Source organism: Roseobacter weihaiensis (assembly GCF_020622345.1).
GTDB classification, from domain to species: Bacteria; Pseudomonadota; Alphaproteobacteria; order Rhodobacterales; family Rhodobacteraceae; genus Roseobacter; species Roseobacter weihaiensis.
This window is the reverse complement of sequence record NZ_JACNMO010000003.1, coordinates 88,118-104,654: the sequence shown is the minus strand read 5'-3', so window position 1 is coordinate 104,654 and position 16,537 is coordinate 88,118. Positions and strand designations below refer to the sequence as shown.

The window sequence follows — 16,537 nt, the reverse complement described above, 5'->3', positions numbered from 1 at the left end:
TATGAACCTGACAAAAAGCATCAATCGCCCAACCCTGCACGAAGAGCTCGTGGAACGCCTGCGCAATCTCGTGGTCGAAGACGCTCTGAAGCCGGGCGAGAAAGTACCCGAGAAAGACCTGTGCGAAGCCTTCGGCGTCTCTCGGACGCCACTGCGCGAGGCCCTCAAGGTGCTTGCCTCGGAGGGTCTGGTCGTCCTGCAGGCAAATCGGGGCGCGCGTGTTGCGCAGGTAACGCGCGAGGAGCTTGAGAATACCTTTCCTGTTATCGCTGTGCTGGAACAGCTTGCAGGTGAATTAGCGTGTCAGAACCTCAGCGGTGCGGGGATCGCGCGGATCGAGAAACGGCATGATGCAATGGTGAAAGCGTTCATTTCGCGGGATCGAAAAGTGTATTTCAAAGCCAATCAGGATATTCACAACGCTCTGATTGAAGGGGCGCAGAACGAAATCCTCGAAGCGCACCACCGCATGCTTGCCGTGCGGGTGCGCCGTGCCCGTTTCATGGTCAACCTGTCAGATGAACGCTGGGCGCAGGCGATCCAGGAACACGAGCAAATGATGGAGAAGCTGCGCGACCGGGACGCGACCGGCTTGGGTCAGCTCATGAAGACTCACATGATGAACAAATACGCGGCCCATATCCGGGCGCTCGACCCTGCGCCGGGTGACATGGCCGAAAGCTGACATCCCGATTTTAAGGTTGGACGTCAGGCGACCCCGCAGGATCCGTGTCCTGTGTCCCAAGGCAAAACAATCCACTCAGTTTTCATTGCGAGGTCCGAGCATGACCCTACCGCACCCGATTTTGGAGGAATACGATCCATGACCAGCGAAATCACCTCTCACCTGCGTGGCCAAACGCTTTGGGTCACCTTCAACCGGCCCGAGGCCCGCAACGCGCTAACCTTTGCGATGTACGAAGAACTGGCCAAGCTTTGCGCCGGTGTTCCAACGGACGGTTCGGTCCGGGCGATGGTCCTTGCCGGCGCGGGGGGCAAGGCCTTCGCAGCCGCCACTGACATGACACAGTTTCGCGCGTTCAAAACAGCTCAGGATGCTTTAGATTACGAGGAGGAGATCACCCGTGTGCTGAGGGCGGTGGACCAGTGCCCTGTGCCGACTGTTGCGGCGGTGAATGGGGCCTGTACCGGTGGCGGCGCGTCTATCGCTGCGGCTTGTGATATCCGGATCGCCAGTGCGCAGCTCAAATTTGGCTTTCCCATCGCCCGAACCCTGGGCAACTGTCTGAATGCCGGAAATCTCGCCCGCCTGAGCGAGTTGATCGGGGCAGGACGTGTGCGCGAGATGATCTTTACCGCAAGGCTCATGGGCGCGGAGGAAGCGTTGGCTGGGGGATTGGTCTCTGAGGTGTTGCCGGACGAAAAAACTTTGATGCAACGCGCTGACGCATTGGCACAACATCTGGCGGGCATGGCACCGCTGACGCTCCGCGCGACAAAAGAGGCGATGCGACGCAATCGAGAGGCCCTCGCGGTCGAAGACAGCGACCTCATTGCCATGTGCTACATGAGCAACGATTTCAAACACGGTCTGGAGGCATTCCTTGCCAAAGCCAAACCTGAATGGAGCGGCACGTGAAACCACAAGGCCCCTTGACCGGGATGAAAGTGATCGAACTGGCGCATATCATGGCCGGTCCGGCCTGTGGCATGATGCTGGCCGACATGGGCGCAGACGTCACCAAGGTGGAAAAACCCGATGGCGACGATAGCCGCCGTTTCCTGCCGCCGGATATCGAAGGCGAAAGCGCCGCCTTCATGATGATGAACCGAAACAAGCGGGGCATTGCGCTGAACCTCAAGGACCCGGACGCCATCACGGTGCTCCGCACGATGCTCGACAGCGCCGATGTGGTGATCGAGAACTATCGCCACGACACGATGGGGCGGCTTGGCCTTGGCTATGAAACCTTGCGCAAAAGCAATCCAAAGCTGGTCTATTGCGCCGTCTCCGGGTTTGGCCGAACCGGGCCCTACGCCGAACGCGGCGGGTTCGACCTGATCGCTCAGGGGATGTCGGGCTTGATGTCGATTACGGGCGAAGGGCCGGGACGGCCCCCTGTCAAGCCGGGTGCGCCGATTGCAGACATAACCGCGGGGTTCCTCGCCGCCTTGGGCTGTGTCGCGGCCTATTCGCGCGCGCAGGCAACGGGCGAAGGACAGATGGTTGACACTTCTTTGTTTGAGGCGGGCATTTCGCTGACCTATTGGCAATCTGCCATCGCGTTTGCCACGGGACAGGCACCCGGGGCGATGGGGTCGGCCCATCCGCTCAATGCGCCTTACCAGTCCTTTCGCACCCGCGACGGCTGGATCAATATTGGCGCTGCCAACCAGCGCAATTGGCTGCGGCTGCTTGACGTGATCGACGCGCCAGAGCTTGACGAGGACCCGCGATTTGGCAGCAACCTCGACCGGATGAACAACCTCGCAGCACTTGTGCCGATCCTCGAAAGTCACCTTGAGCACCGCGATACCGATGACTGGATCGCCTGCATGGACGCTGCCGGTCTGCCAGCCGGACCTGTTATGGACATTTGCCAGATGCACCGCGACCCGCAGGCCCTTGCGCGGGACATGATTGTGGAAACCGACCATCCTGTTGCCGGCCCGGTCAAGGCTATTGGGCTCCCGGTAAAGTTCAGTGAAACCCCCGGCGGTGTTGTGCGCCCGGCCCCGACCCTCGGCCAGCACGGGCAAGAGATTCTGGCAGAGCATGGATACTCGCAGGATCAAATTAAGGCGCTGAAAAGCCAAGGCGCACTGATCGTCGCGTGAGGGGAAGATGAGCTATAAACACTCTCTTACCCGACGGGGACCACGCACGAACGCTGAGGATAGTCGAACCGTGCACGCACCACAGGCAGTAATGCCACAACCAGATTTGGTGATTTCAACGCCATTGATGATGGGATGGCAAACTGACGCAAGGCTTGACGCCTCAGCCGCACGGCGTCACAGATAGGTCGGTGCGGCCGGATCAAATCGACTGAAAACCGCTCTCAATTTCCTATTGAGAGCGAGGATTCGGAATGGTCGTCTTGCTGCTGGTCAAAGCCGAGGTCGGGCATCAACTGATTGCTCGAAACGCCGGGCCGACACTTGGCCAACCATTACCTTGAGGATTAAGACCGAGATGCTGAGACTGCGTTACCCTGTCAGCGTCGGTGCGCATAAGCGCCAAAGACCTGTGGAATGTCGATCTCCAACGCGTCGAGGTGTTCGAGAATGAGTTTTCCAGTTTCCCTAAACGTGACCTGCGCGCGCCGTTGCGATGCGCTTTGGCCGGGCCAGGTCGATCTCCTTTCGCGAGACCCTTGAGGCATGGCTAGACAGCATTCAGCCGGTCCGAAAGCGCGCTGCCGTCACACCACATCTGCAGGGTTTGCGCGAAAAGCTGCGGGTCTTCGTTGCACCAGGCATGTCCCATTCCCGGAACCGTGCGCGCCGTGCAGGCTGGCATCGCCGCTTGGAATGTCCGCAGCGAGTCGATGATGGTGGCATGTTCGTTGCCCCCGGCGATCATCAGGGTCGGCACTTCGATTGAGGGCAGTTCATCCTGCACATCGAACACCGATACCAGCCGGAGAACGGCACGCATCGTGCGGGGCGTCAGGTTTGCCCGACCGTCCGTGCGATCGATTATCGATGCGTCTGTGATGCCCAGAGGTTCTGCAAGTTTCCGGCGGACCCAGCCGAGGCGGATCAATGGCGACATCAGTCCCGCGACCAGGTTCATGGCCTTGGCATTCGGTATCGCGCCGAGGTGGATCCCGCTAAGCATCGACCGTCGGATCAGGTGTGGATGCCGCGCCATCAGTATCAGTCCGACATAGCCGCCGAACGAGAGTCCGACGAGATTGACAGGGCCGCCACCGAAGTCTTGTTCGATGACGCGAGCGACTGCATCCGCTGCCTGGTCCAGAGAGGTCAAGTCGATCTCGCGCGAGTAACCGTGGCCTGGCAGGTCGACGAAGATGCAATGGTGGTTCGACACGCGCGCTGCGATGTCGTGCCACATCGTTCCAGAGTAGTTGCCCGCGTGCAAAAACAGCAGCGGATTGTCAGAACGCGCCCCCGATATGGTGTAATATAGCACTGTAGGCAATCCCTTCTAGACAGAGGAGCTCTGTTCCGGTTCAGAAAAACTTGGGGAGTGTTACGATAAGTTGCTCGACACCAAAAGGCCATTGCACCGGCAAAACCGCTCCTCCGATAGGCGAGGACAGTCCGCCCGCTGTGAACCATTGGGGCAGACCGGCTGCGGGCGTAATGCATTGCTCAAAACCAGCATTGGAGACGCCAAGCCATGAAATCACGGCCCGAGACCTTCACCTCTTGTTTCGATCATGTAAGGAGTGCCGCGACGCGATCGCACACGGAAGGGCGGGGCAGATCGGGGTGTCGCGGCGCTTCGGCCACGTGACACCGGGTGGCGCACCCGTGCATGAGGACATTTATTTCCGGGCTGCGTCGATCAGCAGGACGGCAAATGCCCTGGCGGTGCTGTCGCGCGCAGACGCGGACTGCTCGAACTGGACCGCCCCGTAAATGCGCAACCGAAACGCTGGCAATTGGCCGGGCCCCACGCGGATCGGGTCATACTTATCATGTTGTTTTCACACGCCAGCGGAACCACCGGTCCCGGTTTCCCGGGGACATCGGTGCGGCGAGCCAGTGGCCGGCCTGATCGACACCCTCGAGGGGGGAATGCGCGTCCATCCTATCCCGGTGGTGGAACGAGCGCCTTGCAACTCTTGGTCGAAGATGTGTCGAACGCGATTACGCCGACCTTAAGGACGAGCGACTTTTGAACCCGCTGGCCATATTGAATTCGACCTTGCGGGGTCCAGACGAGGCGGATGTATATGTTGCGCGCGGCATCTTTGTCGCAAAGCACAGTGTGTTGTTGCACGCCGGACTGAACGCGGGTTTCGTCTCTCTCTCTCCTACTCGTCGAGCCGAGCAGCGATCCTTCGGTCGCGATCATGGTGAACTGTGAAACTGTGCCCAGCGTTCTCGAAGCGTTTTTTAGCCATGTGCCTTTCCCCTCGCGCTACTCAACGTCATAGGATTTGCAACCCGGCGCATCGATCGCTCAAGCCCTGAGCCACAATCCCCATAGCACCGAAAACCGCCCGCGCTTTCCTCTTCGTCAGATTTGGCGTCGGATGGCACGAATCCAGCAGCCACAAAGCTCAGACCTTTCGGTCATGCGCCATGGATCAAACAGTGTCTGCTTTCACATGTTTAATAATTTGCGCGACGGCTTTTAAACCTCAGTGATGTGCGAAATTCTCGATTACTGAATTAATTGGGGAATTTTTGGTGGCCACTCCACCCAAGGTCTATAGATTGGCGCATTGTGCTAACTGGCGGCAGTCCGGGATGAAGGGAGCTTTCTAGGAAGGTCCCCTGGTTCAAGGTAATCCCCACATAAAAGACCCACTTATTGTGGTCTTGCCTATTCTTCGTTGATTAAAACCTATAGCAGTCCTAAGCTCAAATTTGGCCGCGTGACCGAAGTGAGTGCTATCATGGAAGCAGAAAATGCGACCCAAAAACAGCAACGCTCTTTTGTACAAAATCAGCTTCTGCATATATTTCGAGTGCAGTATTGATACTTTCTGATATTCCCGATGAAGAATTGTCGCCGCAAGTCTTGTCCAGCAAGCGCCGCTATCTTTTTTGGGCTGCAGCATATTCAATCATGCATCTATCGCTCTGCTATTATCTCTATGTGATAGAGCCTCCCGTCTTTTCCGTCGGCTATAACCGTGCGGTTGCGGCCTTGATTATTGGACCCTTCTTTTGTCCTCTCGATCTCTACCTCAGGCAAATTTTTTGGCCCTACTGGAAGGAGATGAGACGGCGGGGTGGCTTGCCGCCAAAAGAAAAGCGCAAGCATCCTTACGACTTCGAGCTTAAGGTCGCCTGTTGGCCTGTGTTTTCTGCAGCATTGGGGGTTCTTGCTGCGGTAGTATTTCTCTGGTTCGAACACTATTCTCATCTACGCGCCTGGCCTGCAGCCGCAGTTGGAACAGTCGTTTTTTCGCCCATTATATCTATTGGATTTTACCATAGCTACTTTGTTTGGAAAGGACCGGATCATGAATGAGGAGCATGCTAAAGCAGACGACTCTGAAGTTGGGCGTGCCGGAGACGGGCTCCGTGAGCACTCTGGCCTCGTTGGTACTGGTTTGGATGGTGTAATTCGGGTCTTGGCCAAGGTGCCAAAGATGCGGAGCTTGCCCAAAGCGAAGCCGAGGAATATGAATCTCAAAACCGCAAACTCGCGCTATGTACGAAGGAGCCTCGCGGGGCAGGTCACGCGATGGATTACTTTTCCCAGTTCTGTTAAGTATATTGCCCTTAATTTCATCATAGCGGCCCTTCGTTCAATGTGCAGCATCGGTCGAAGTGGGCTCAAACCGGCCCTTTACACTTCTCTACCTTGAAGCCACCGCGACCCATCCCGCCTGGCGTGCCTCGCCTTCGTCGCAGAACCAGCGCTCGCCCTTTTGGTGTCGATCTTGGTATTGCTGTCGTTGGGCGACCAGGGCGTGTGATAGATTTTCCGCGTCGCCCTTCCGGGGCTGATGTTGCTCTTGATCGGGCATCCCTGCGGCGCTGATGCGACGGCCCGGTTAGGTCGGGTTCAACGCGCGCTGACCTGCTTTGCCAAAATTATTACAGCTCAACGTATCTGACGCTCACTTGGATCCTCAAATGTGAGAAAAGCTCATTTGAACTCTGAGCGATGTTATCTTGCCGCAGGTTGAAAACGGACTGGTAGTCACCACGCACTCACCAACAACCTGCGCTTTGCGCATACATCGGGCAGGTCATTCTGCCAGTCTCCAGCACTGATGGCTTGTCGTTCAGGTAGTCCGACAAGTGAACCGTTTCACCATCAGGGGGGCGTAGCGGAGCCTCCGTATACGTATCGCCTGCTTGCAGGCCCTCGCCGACGGTAAAGTTGCATTCTTCCGGTGGGAAATGGCGATGGCCGTAGATCTTGGAGGCAATGTTCACTCCCCGATCTGAATGTGTGCTACCTGAGAGTAATGTGTAATTTTTATTCTACCTCATGAATAACGTTACCAAAAATGAGTAAAGCGAATGCCAGCTCAAAAGAGTCCCAAGAATAGCGTGACCACGACACCAAGGATGCGTTTGAGATGTGCGAACATCGGGTCGACTTTTCTGCGCTGCTTCTGAGCTGTTGGATTGAACGGGAATGCCGCACCGAACCCCGGGGTCTGTGGGTGCTGTCTTGTCCAGCGGGCGAGCGCAGCGCGTGATGGGTAGAAATAAAGCAATTGCTTTAATCTGACTTCAAGGTATCGTGAAATCCGCCATCCGCAAAACAGCTGATGTGACCGCCAAGGAGGAAGATGATGGATATCGTGAAATTGATCGCCAATCAGCGAGGCGGCAATCCAGAGACGGATGCGTTGGACATCCTCGAAGGATACCTGCCTTTTGCTGGCCTCTCGACTTTCATGAAAGCACCATACACGCGTGATGTTCAGCCCGGCGATATCGTCGTGATGGGTGTGCCGTTCGACGCAGGTGTCACCAACCGGCCTGGCACGCGCTATGGCCCGCGCGCAATTCGCGAACAATCGTATTACGCCACTGAATTCCCACCAGTCTATCCCTGGACGACCATGCTGGGGGACAGGCATCGTATCATCGACTTTGGCGATGTCACACCCTTTCCGGGCACCGGTGTGATGGACATGATTCTGGAGCTGACCGAGCAGGTCTCTACCGAAATCAATGCAGCGGGCGCGCGCATTCTGACGCTGGGTGGGGATCATACGCTGCCCATCGGGTTGGTAAGGGGCGTGGCAAAAACACATGGGCCTGTGGCGCTCGTGCATCTGGACTCACATCAAGACAGTTATGACGTCCGGGATGAAAGCGGTGCCCGAATGTACAACCACGGCGTGTTTGCGACGGCTCTGGTGGAAGACGGACAGGTCGATCCCGCCCGCTCAACACAGGCCTACATTCGCACGTCGCAACCCCTCAGTCCAAAGGGTGGATATGACATCGTTCATGCAAACGATGCGCTGGACATGACGCCCGAAGCGCTGGCAGAACGGATCAAGGCGCGTATCGACGGCGCCCCGGTCTACCTGACGCTTGATATCGACGCCCTGGACCCGTCCTGCGCGCCGGGCACAGGCACACCTGTCCCTGGCGGCCCGACAACGGCGGACGTACGCCGCCTGCTGAAGGCGCTGGAGGGGATCAACCTTGTCGGTGCGGACCTGGTGGAGGTCAATCCGCTCTTCGATCCAACGGGAATGACCTCGGTCGCGGCGGCCTATCTTGCCGCGGATCTGTGTCATTTGCTTGATGCCTCGTTTTGATCGGCGGGGTTGAACGATGAGACGGCCACATGTCTTTGATTGCATTGTTGTTGGGGCCGGCTTTGCCGGTCTGTCGGCGGCGCAAACGCTGGCAAAGGGCCACAATGTTCTCGTCCTCGAAGCGCGGGATCGCGTTGGCGGCCGGACCGAGGCCGGTACTCTTGCTGGCGAGGTCATCGACCTCGGTGGCATGTGGGTTGGTCCAACCCAGACCGCCCTGCTTGAGCTGGGCCGCGCGTTCGGGGTTGAGACCTATCCGACATATCTGGAGGGTCGGAGCATCGGGCGTTTCGATGGCTTGAATACCGTATTCGACGGAGAAGCCTTTGAGACCAGAATTGGTCTGATTTCCAAGATACATCTGGGCCTGCTTGTACATAAGTTGGATCGCCTGTGCGCCCGCATTGATCCCGCAACGCCATGGATGTCGTCGGGAGCGGCGCAATTGGATGCCATGACAGTCGCGCAATGGTCCGGTGTTCATGTCCGCAACGGGCGCGTCAGAAAGCTGTTTCACTTCATCGTGCGCAGCGTGTTTTGTTGTGAGCCCGATGACCTGTCGCTCTTATTCTTCCTGTTCTATCTTAAGTCGGCAGGCGGGCTGGAGGTGCTGATCAAAGCCGGTCCCGGTGGTGCACAGAACCACCTTTTTGTCGGAAGCCTGCACCAGATTGCGCAGCACTTGGCCGGGGAGTTACCGCACCCTGTCAAGATGGGGTGCCCGGTGGACAGGATCGATCAGCAGGATGCCATGGTCACCGTAAGGACAAAAAGCGGCCAGACCCACAAGGCTCGCCGCGTGATTGTTGCGACGCCGCCCGCGCAAACGAATGCCATCGCGTTTTCGCCCGTGCAGCCACTGCCACGGCGTGCGCTTTTAAAAAGGCAAGTCATGGGAGCCTGCATCAAGGTCTGGCTTGCTTACGAGCGGCCATTCTGGCGCGATAGTGGGCTCAATGGCTCTGTTGTCGATACGTCGCAGGCATTTGCCCCCGTTTTCGATGTGACACCACCGGGCACATTACATGGGTTTCTGGCCGGGTTCTTCGATGCGCAGGCAGCCATCGAATGGGGGGACGCCACACCGGAGGACCGCCGCGCCGAAGCCGTCCACACGGTAACAGAGGCATTTGGACCTCAGGCCGCCCGGCCGATCGACGTGGTTGAGCGGAACTGGATGGACGAGACCTATTCCAGCGGGTGCTACGGCGCATACATGCCGCCAGGGACGCTCACGAAGTATGGACCATATCTGCGGCAGCCCTTTGGACGGGTGCACTGGGCAGGCACCGAGACGTCAGAGATATGGTCGGGCTATGTGGAGGGTGCGATCCGCTCTGGTCGACGGGCGGCCGATGAGGTGATCGCGGCGTTTGGGGACAATCGACAGCCTGAACTTGGCGCAGAATGCAGGTAGTGCGCACCCGACCAGACCCTTGCCGGGATTTGAGACAGCGGTATCAGAAAATCGACCGCATTCGTGATTTCAACGGGACGTCCATCAACCGATTGGCATCGACTTCAGCCGTGGTATCGCTGGGTTTTAACATTATGTCTGTGCCCAATGGATATCTGATGCAACATGCGGGACTGCCCGCCCAAGTCGTCGCCGAAGTGGCCGAAATGCAGTTTCTTGGCTTTGGACTGACGGTCATTTCGAGCCAATGAGGATTTCCCGGACCAACACACGTGCCGCCATGACGTTGGGCCTGATTTTGCTGTTCATCTTGCCGGTCATGCTGTTGACAGGCGGCTTTGAGGCATGGGGCGGCCTCTTGCTGGTTGCGGGCGTCGGCGGGAGCCTTGCGAATTCAGCAGTCTTCTATTGTGCGGCAAGCAGCCGCCATACGGAAAAAGCCTATGGCAAGATCTTCGCCCCTCAAATGGGATTGGCGCAAGCGGGGCCGTTTCTGTTGGTCCTTTGTATCGTCGCGCTGTCGTTCTGCTGGAACCTTGGGCTGATCCTGTCAACCGCCGAGATCGCCCACGCAGACCCCAGCGGGCGGGCTGTTCCGCTTGTCCGTGCCACGGTCGGTCTGGGTGATGCCACCAGGTTGATCACCCTGGGCGCTTCGGAGGGTGGGGCAGACGATGCCGCGTTTCTTTGGGGGGCCGCTGACTTCGTCGCCTTTGGCGCAGGCTTATTATCCTGGCTGATTGGGCTGCGTAAAACGGCTCCGTCTGGGTCCGTTCGAGAGAACCAGGCCGTTCCGCCTTAATAATTGTGTTTATCGACCGACCAACTGTAGGGAATGAAGCACCGTTGAACAATCAAAGGCGAGTGAAGACCAATGAGAGAGAGCCGGTCCGAACCATCGCAGGAAAGCGACACCCGCACCCGGTTGCTGGATGCAGCGACATCGCTTTTTGCCACCCAAGGGATACATGGGCTGTCCATGCGCGCCGTGGCGCAACAGGCGGGCGCGCGGAACACGGCTGCGGTCCACTATCACTTCACAGATCGCGAGGGGCTGCTGCGCGCCGTCCTCGATCGCATTTCCGATGCGATTTGCGACGATGTGTCCGAGGCAGAGGTGCGGGACCTTGGTGTCGTCCTTCGACCGTCTGCGGGGCTCGAAGCTGAAATGGCGCGTGCCTTTCTGCCAACCCTGATGATGGAGCGACGCTATCCGGAATGGGGAAATGACGGTCTGCGTGTCCTGTCCCGCATCCTGTTGGGCGAGGCGGACACTCTTGTGCGCCGGTTCGAAGCGAACCTGATGCGCGATGCAGAAGAGTTGCTGGACAATCTGCAGGTATTCTTTCCAGACACCCCGCGACAGAGCATAAAGGGCAGCGTTGACCTTGCCATGATTTCGCTGATCTGCGGCCTGGTGGCTGTTAAGACCCGCGATGTCGATGAACACTCTTCAGTGACGAAACCGTCAACGCAGGCTCTGCTGGATCATCTGGTTGGTGGTTTGGTTGGGAGCTGCGGACCCAAGGCCGGGCGGTGACGACCGCAATGGCCGATCATCTTCACGTCAAAGCGGACAGGGTCGGTGGATGGCGCGGACCTAAGGGGGCTCTTTCACTGCAGTCCTTGATCGGGGTCAATGCGGGTCTGTCGCCGGTGCCTTGGTTGCCCGCGACGCCGGTTCGCAATAGCGTCAGCCAGTCCCATTGCGCCCCCGCCGGTTGTTAACACCGCAGATATGCTGAAGGAGCCTCTATGACATCCGTTTTGCCACCTATCCCATCCCTCGACCAAATCGCGGCGCATTCCCTGTTTGAATTGCCGGATGGGCGGCATCTGGCATACATGGACTGGGGCGATCCGGGCGGGTTCCCAACGTTTTATTTCCACGGCACGCCAAGCAGCCGGTTGGAGGGTGCATTTGCGCATGCGGCTGCGTGTAAACATGGCCTTCGCCTGATCGCAACCGATCGACCGGGATATGGGTATTCAAGCTTCCAGCGCGGCCGCGTCTTCGGAGACTGGCCAAAGGATGTTTCGCGATTGGCGGACGCGCTGGATTTTGACACGTTCGGCGTTGCGGGGCATTCGGGCGCCGGCCCCCATCTTTTTGCTTGTGGTGCCTGCATCGCACCCGACCGCTTGCGGTTTATCGGCGCCCTGGGACCTTGGGGGCCCGTCGCATCCCCCGAAATCATGGCGGATCTGAACCCACTTGACCGGTTCTATGCCAGAGTATCCCGGCGTATGCCATGGATCATGCGCACGGCCTTCGCGCCGATGGGATGGGGAGCCCTCTATTGGCCGTCACTTTTCTTCAAGATCATGAAAGCAGCTGTCTCTGATGCGGATAAGGCGTGCCTGGAAAATGATGCCTTTCTGCGTCACTTCCGCCAAATGGAGCAGGCAGCATTTCGGCAAGGCAGCCGAGGTGCGGCCCACGAAGCGTCGATCTGCTTTGGCGCCTGGGACTTCGATATCGCCGATGTCGCGGTGCCAACATACATCTGGCTTGGCAAAGACGACATCTTCGTTTCAAACAGGATGGGACAGCTTCTGAAAAACACTATCCCCGGTGCCGAGTTACATCTGGTTCAGGACAAGGGTCATTTCAACATAGAGAACTGGGACGACATTTTCGGTGCATGTGCGGAACACTTATCTTGATGCCGCTGCCGCGACAAATGACATTGCCCATTCCACTCCACGACCTCGGAAAGCGCAGGGAATGGGCAAAACTCAGGGGGGCCGTATTCCATTCTCCTTTTACCCAACTCCTAGGGGCGGCCTTGATCGTCCCCATGGTTGCACTCTGGCCTGCACCTATGCCAGTTCAGACCGCGCCATTTCGGAATGCCTGATCCACCCGTAGATTGGCTGAGGGATTCCCCGGTCTGCATCGATCGTCCGCAGCTCATTCTGGCCCTGATTCTGCGACAATCCATCACATGTGAACCTTCAGTCGTCGATGAATTGCACAGCGCGCTTCTTTTGGTTCATAAGGCTGATATCCGAGGAAGCAGGGCACAGGCTGGAGAAAATGACAAAAGTTGCAATTATCACGGGCGGTCTGTCGGGCATGGGCCTTGCCACTGCCCAGCGTTTGCTTGTTGCGGGGACAACCGTTTGCATCGGCGCCCGACGCGGCGGTGATCCGAAGGCTGTTGCCGATTTGCACGCCAGGCTTGGCAAGCAGGTTGATGTGGCAAAACTGGATGTGCGCGACAGCGCGAGTGTCGCCGAGTTTGTTGAGAATGTCGCGAAAAAACATGGCAGTGTTGATATTCTGATAAACACTGCCGGTGTCTATGATGAGGCGCCGGTGATCGACCATCCTGACGCGCTTTGGGACGATACCATCGACACCAATCTGACCGGGAGCTTCAAAATGATCCGGGCTGTGATGCCTCTGATGAAGGCGCAGGAGTGGGGGCGGATCATCAACCTGGCCTCGACTGCCGCGCATGAGGGTCTTGAGAACAACGTGGCCTATTGCACGTCCAAGGCCGGGTTATTGGGGCTGGGGCGCTGTGTCAGCCTTGAAGGCGCGGCCTATGGCATCACCTGTGTGAGCATCAGCCCGACCTGGGTTGAAACCGAGATGCTGAAATCCTTTGTGGATCAGGAAACGATCGAGACAGGATTGCCCCGTGCGGAAATTCAAGCACGATACGAAAGCTCCAATCCACAGGGGGCGCTTGTTCAGCCGTCAGAGATTGCGGAGCTCATCGCTTTTCTTGTCAGTGATGCTGGCCGGGCGATCACCATGGAAGATATAAAGGTGAACGCCGCCACCAATTGGTAAGGCTCACGCAGCGGTTGCAGGCGGCGTCAACCTCTGCTGCAGCAATGCGGCTGGATCGGAGGTGGTAGAAAAGGCACGACCGGTGATCTGTTGCCAAGCGGTTTGCGCAGCGCCGTGGTCAAATAGGGCGGTTGCGCGCAGCACGTCTTGATCTGCGGCAATCAGTGCCCGCTCTGCCTCTGTCAGCGGCGCTTCTCTCAGCCAACTGTCCTGCGAGAGCGTCACCATCCCCTTTGGCATGACATCAGGTGTCGCAAAGACGTTCGGGGTAAAGTTGAAATACTGTGTGCCCTCTGGCTCTGGCAGACCTACAAGGAAGGCTGCGGCCGCCTGCGCCTCTACCATCCGAAAGGTCATGCCCTGCGGGATTGCATTCATCTTCAGGCACGCCCCCATGATGATTTCATAGATATCCTTGGTGTTGGGTGCGGACAGGTCATAAAGCGAGGGCAAGCGCACGATATGGGCGGGCACACCGGACCGCGCAATCCGGTGTTCGGCCTCGATTTTTGCCGCCCCATAGCCGGAACATATCTCAAAAGCGGATGTGGGCCCTTCGGCGTGCGGGCCACCGACCTCGGGAAAGACGGCGGAGGAGGACGTGAACCGCAAATCCGCCTCGGCGTCCCGGCAGAATTGCAAGATGTTGGTGATGCCCGCCTGCGCCCAAACCTCCATATGTGTCCGATCTACCGCGAGGTTCACCATGGCCGCACAATGGATCACTGTCGTGACACAGGAAGCCAGCGACCGGTAGCTCTTGCCGTCCAGGCCAAACCTTGCATCATCCATGGAGCCGGGAATGAGAACCAGGCGGTCCGGTTCCACGCCCTGCGCGGTTGCGAGGGCCATGAGGCGTTTCAGGGGTGTTCTGCGCTTTTCGCGGATCACGCAATAAATCACCTCATCAACGGGCAGGTGCTGTGCGGCAGCAGCCAACACACGACGGCCAAGAAACCCTGTCGCTCCGGTGAGCAAAATACCCTTGCGGTCAAAAACGGCGCTGTCGTGGGGTGCAATGGTCGTATTTGTCAGGATGTCATGCAACCGCCCCAAGGGGACGTTCAGTGCAAAGTCGAAATCCACACGGCGACCATAGGTGGCCTCAAGCGCCAGCAGCAGATTGACGGCCATCAATGAATCGCCGCCCTGGTCATGAAAAGAAAGGGAGGGATCAATATCTGCGACCCCCCGACCCATTGCCTCTGCGCTCAGCGCGAGCGTGGGCAAAGAAGCTGTTGCAGGGGTGGTATTTGCGGAGGTTGCCTTAATCTTTGGCAAGCGTTTGAAATCGCATTTGCCAGAAACCGCGTTGATCGGCATCTCGTCCAGCTGTACCAGATAACTGGGGATGCAATAGGATGGCAATTCCGCCCGCAGTGCTTTGGAGAGGGCAGGGGGCATGCGCATCTGGCCTGGGGTCAGCCCCCAATCGCGTTGGTTTTGCGCCATTTGCATTTCGTCGGCCAGATAATAGAGAACGAGGACTTTGCCCTGACCGTCTACCTCCTGGATCCACGGTACGGATTGCGTGAACCCGATGAAACCATGCAGAGAGGCTGTCAGCCCCTGCGTTTGAATGCTGTGGCCGCGCAGCTTCAGCATATGCGCGACGCGTCCCATCACATGCACCGCACCCGCGCGATCCACGAAACCCTGGTCCCCGGTATCATAGAGCCGCATCTGCTGACCTGCGACTGCTAGGTCGCGGAACCGAAGTGCCGTTTCCTCGGGGCGGTTGATATAGCCGGGCCCCAACATGCGAGACCCTTCAAAGTGCAGCAGGCCGGGCTGACCCGGGGGGCAAGGCTGGTCATGATCGTCCAACACCACGGCTTTGAGATAGGGCATCGGAACACCAACCGCGCCAGCGCTCTCCCGGTGCGAGGAGACGGGTGTCATCGCAATGTCGTGGGTCTCGCAGATGCTGTAGAGGTTCCATACGGCCACATGCGGCAGCTTTTCATGCATTGCCGCCACCAGTTCGTCGCTCACGACTTCTCCGTTCAGGATGATGCGCTGCACCGGAAGGTTCTGCAGGGCCGATGCAGGCAGGGCCTGCAATGTCTTTTCAAAGGCTGACGGTGTGAAGAGCATTTCGGTCACGGTGTGACGCTGCCAGAACTTGAGCAGGGCGCGCGGATTCATCAATTCGCCGAATTCAGGGAAGCAAACCACCGCCCCGCCCCGCAGCGGGCGGAACATCTCCCAGATTGCAAAGATATAGACGCCAACTGTCTTGCTGGGGTCATAAGGCGTGTAGGCATCGCGCCAGTCATAAGACAAACAGGCGGCCTGATGCGTGACCGGAATACACTTTGGCTTGCCGGTCGTGCCGGAAGTGGCGACGATGTAAATGATATCATCCGGCAATACCGGGGCCGGGGCCAGTGGCCGTTTCGGCTGGTCTTGCGATGAAGCCAACACCGTCTGGACATCAACGCAGACACAGGCAGGGGGCAATTGCCCCTGCTGCGGGGGTTCGGACAGAAGAACAACACCGATACCAAGCTCGAGAATGATATTGGCCAGCACCTCAGTCGGCATTGCCGGATCGAGATGCACAAACGGACGCCCGGATACGACACAGGTCGTTGCCGCAGCGGCGAAGACAGCAGATGGCCTGCCATATACAGCGACCGGTCCATCAGAGGTAAGATACGTCTGAAGCCGGGTAATGAAATCGGCCAACTGCCCGTATGTCAAAGTGATCTCACGATCAAGCAACGCCGGTTTTTCGGAATGCTCATGCAGCGCTTGCACGAGCTGCGCTGGAATCGTTTCGATGCCTGACAAAATCTTCCTCGCCCCGATTGCAGCGCAATAGCGCCGCTATTGCGCATTTTTACGACATTTTTGAGGGTATCGCGCTACCAGAAAGGAATTTCAAGGTGAGAAGTGATACGAAAG

Annotated in this window: 14 protein-coding genes and 1 pseudogene; 12 read left to right on the top strand and 3 right to left on the bottom strand. The window is 58.0% G+C overall.

Annotated features, from left to right (window positions below; genetic code table 11):
* Position 1: 1 nt before the first annotated feature.
* The 3 genes from H7847_RS04710 to H7847_RS04700 all read left to right on the top strand — a co-directional run bounded on the left by H7847_RS04710 (position 2) and on the right by H7847_RS04700 (position 2,799).
* Positions 2-685: a GntR family transcriptional regulator gene (locus H7847_RS04710; RefSeq protein WP_227268236.1), complete on the top strand. Its 684-nt coding sequence runs from the start codon at positions 2-4 to the stop codon at positions 683-685.
* A gap of 138 nt (positions 686-823) precedes the next feature.
* Positions 824-1,600, top strand: a complete 777-nt coding sequence (locus tag H7847_RS04705; protein WP_227268235.1) for an enoyl-CoA hydratase/isomerase family protein — start codon at positions 824-826, stop codon at positions 1,598-1,600.
* On the top strand, positions 1,597-2,799 hold the full coding sequence (locus H7847_RS04700; protein ID WP_227268234.1) for a CaiB/BaiF CoA transferase family protein: 1,203 nt from the start codon (positions 1,597-1,599) through the stop codon (positions 2,797-2,799). Before H7847_RS04705 ends, H7847_RS04700 begins: the two co-directional genes overlap by 4 nt.
* A gap of 550 nt (positions 2,800-3,349) precedes the next feature.
* Here H7847_RS04700 and H7847_RS04695 read toward each other — a convergent pair.
* Complete coding sequence (locus H7847_RS04695) at positions 3,350-4,120, bottom strand: alpha/beta fold hydrolase (protein WP_227268233.1); 771 nt, start codon at positions 4,118-4,120, stop codon at positions 3,350-3,352.
* Between the two features lie 302 nt (positions 4,121-4,422).
* On the opposite strand from H7847_RS04695, the gene H7847_RS04690 reads away from it, so the two are divergent.
* Positions 4,423-4,572, top strand: a complete 150-nt coding sequence (locus tag H7847_RS04690) for a hypothetical protein (RefSeq protein WP_227268232.1) — start codon at positions 4,423-4,425, stop codon at positions 4,570-4,572.
* A gap of 1,066 nt (positions 4,573-5,638) precedes the next feature.
* Positions 5,639-6,139, top strand: a complete 501-nt coding sequence (locus tag H7847_RS04685) for a hypothetical protein (RefSeq protein ID WP_227268231.1) — start codon at positions 5,639-5,641, stop codon at positions 6,137-6,139.
* Positions 6,140-6,843: 704 nt separating this feature from the next.
* On the opposite strand, the pseudogene H7847_RS26965 reads toward H7847_RS04685, so the two are convergent.
* Positions 6,844-7,050 (bottom strand): annotated as a pseudogene (locus tag H7847_RS26965) (redoxin domain-containing protein); the annotation flags it as partial.
* Positions 7,051-7,421: 371 nt separating this feature from the next.
* Here H7847_RS26965 and H7847_RS04680 point away from each other — a divergent pair.
* From H7847_RS04680 to H7847_RS04650, 7 genes are all read left to right on the top strand, one after another.
* A complete protein-coding gene (locus H7847_RS04680; RefSeq protein ID WP_227268230.1) occupies positions 7,422-8,405 on the top strand; it encodes an arginase family protein in 984 nt (327 codons plus the stop codon).
* A gap of 16 nt (positions 8,406-8,421) precedes the next feature.
* Positions 8,422-9,822, top strand: coding sequence for a flavin monoamine oxidase family protein (locus H7847_RS04675; protein ID WP_227268229.1), 1,401 nt, complete (start codon positions 8,422-8,424; stop codon positions 9,820-9,822).
* Positions 9,822-10,073: a hypothetical protein gene (locus H7847_RS04670; protein WP_227268228.1), complete on the top strand. Its 252-nt coding sequence runs from the start codon at positions 9,822-9,824 to the stop codon at positions 10,071-10,073. Before H7847_RS04675 ends, H7847_RS04670 begins: the two co-directional genes overlap by 1 nt.
* Entirely contained in the window at positions 10,070-10,624 is a 555-nt protein-coding gene (locus H7847_RS04665) for a hypothetical protein (RefSeq protein ID WP_227268227.1), read from the top strand. The genes H7847_RS04670 and H7847_RS04665 overlap by 4 nt, the downstream gene beginning before the upstream one ends.
* A 72-nt stretch (positions 10,625-10,696) precedes the next feature.
* Positions 10,697-11,362, top strand: coding sequence for a TetR/AcrR family transcriptional regulator (locus H7847_RS04660; RefSeq protein WP_227268226.1), 666 nt, complete (start codon positions 10,697-10,699; stop codon positions 11,360-11,362).
* 215 nt (positions 11,363-11,577) lie between these two features.
* Positions 11,578-12,489 carry an alpha/beta fold hydrolase gene (locus H7847_RS04655; RefSeq protein ID WP_319799749.1) on the top strand — a complete coding sequence of 304 codons (912 nt, stop codon included), beginning with the start codon at positions 11,578-11,580 and terminating at the stop codon, positions 12,487-12,489.
* Between the two features lie 373 nt (positions 12,490-12,862).
* Positions 12,863-13,627, top strand: a complete 765-nt coding sequence (locus H7847_RS04650) for an SDR family NAD(P)-dependent oxidoreductase (RefSeq protein ID WP_227268225.1) — start codon at positions 12,863-12,865, stop codon at positions 13,625-13,627.
* A 3-nt stretch (positions 13,628-13,630) separates the two neighbouring features.
* On the opposite strand, the gene H7847_RS04645 is transcribed toward H7847_RS04650, so the two are convergent.
* On the bottom strand, positions 13,631-16,423 hold the full coding sequence (locus tag H7847_RS04645; protein WP_227268224.1) for an AMP-binding protein: 2,793 nt from the start codon (positions 16,421-16,423) through the stop codon (positions 13,631-13,633).
* Between the last annotated feature and the right edge of the window lie 114 nt (positions 16,424-16,537).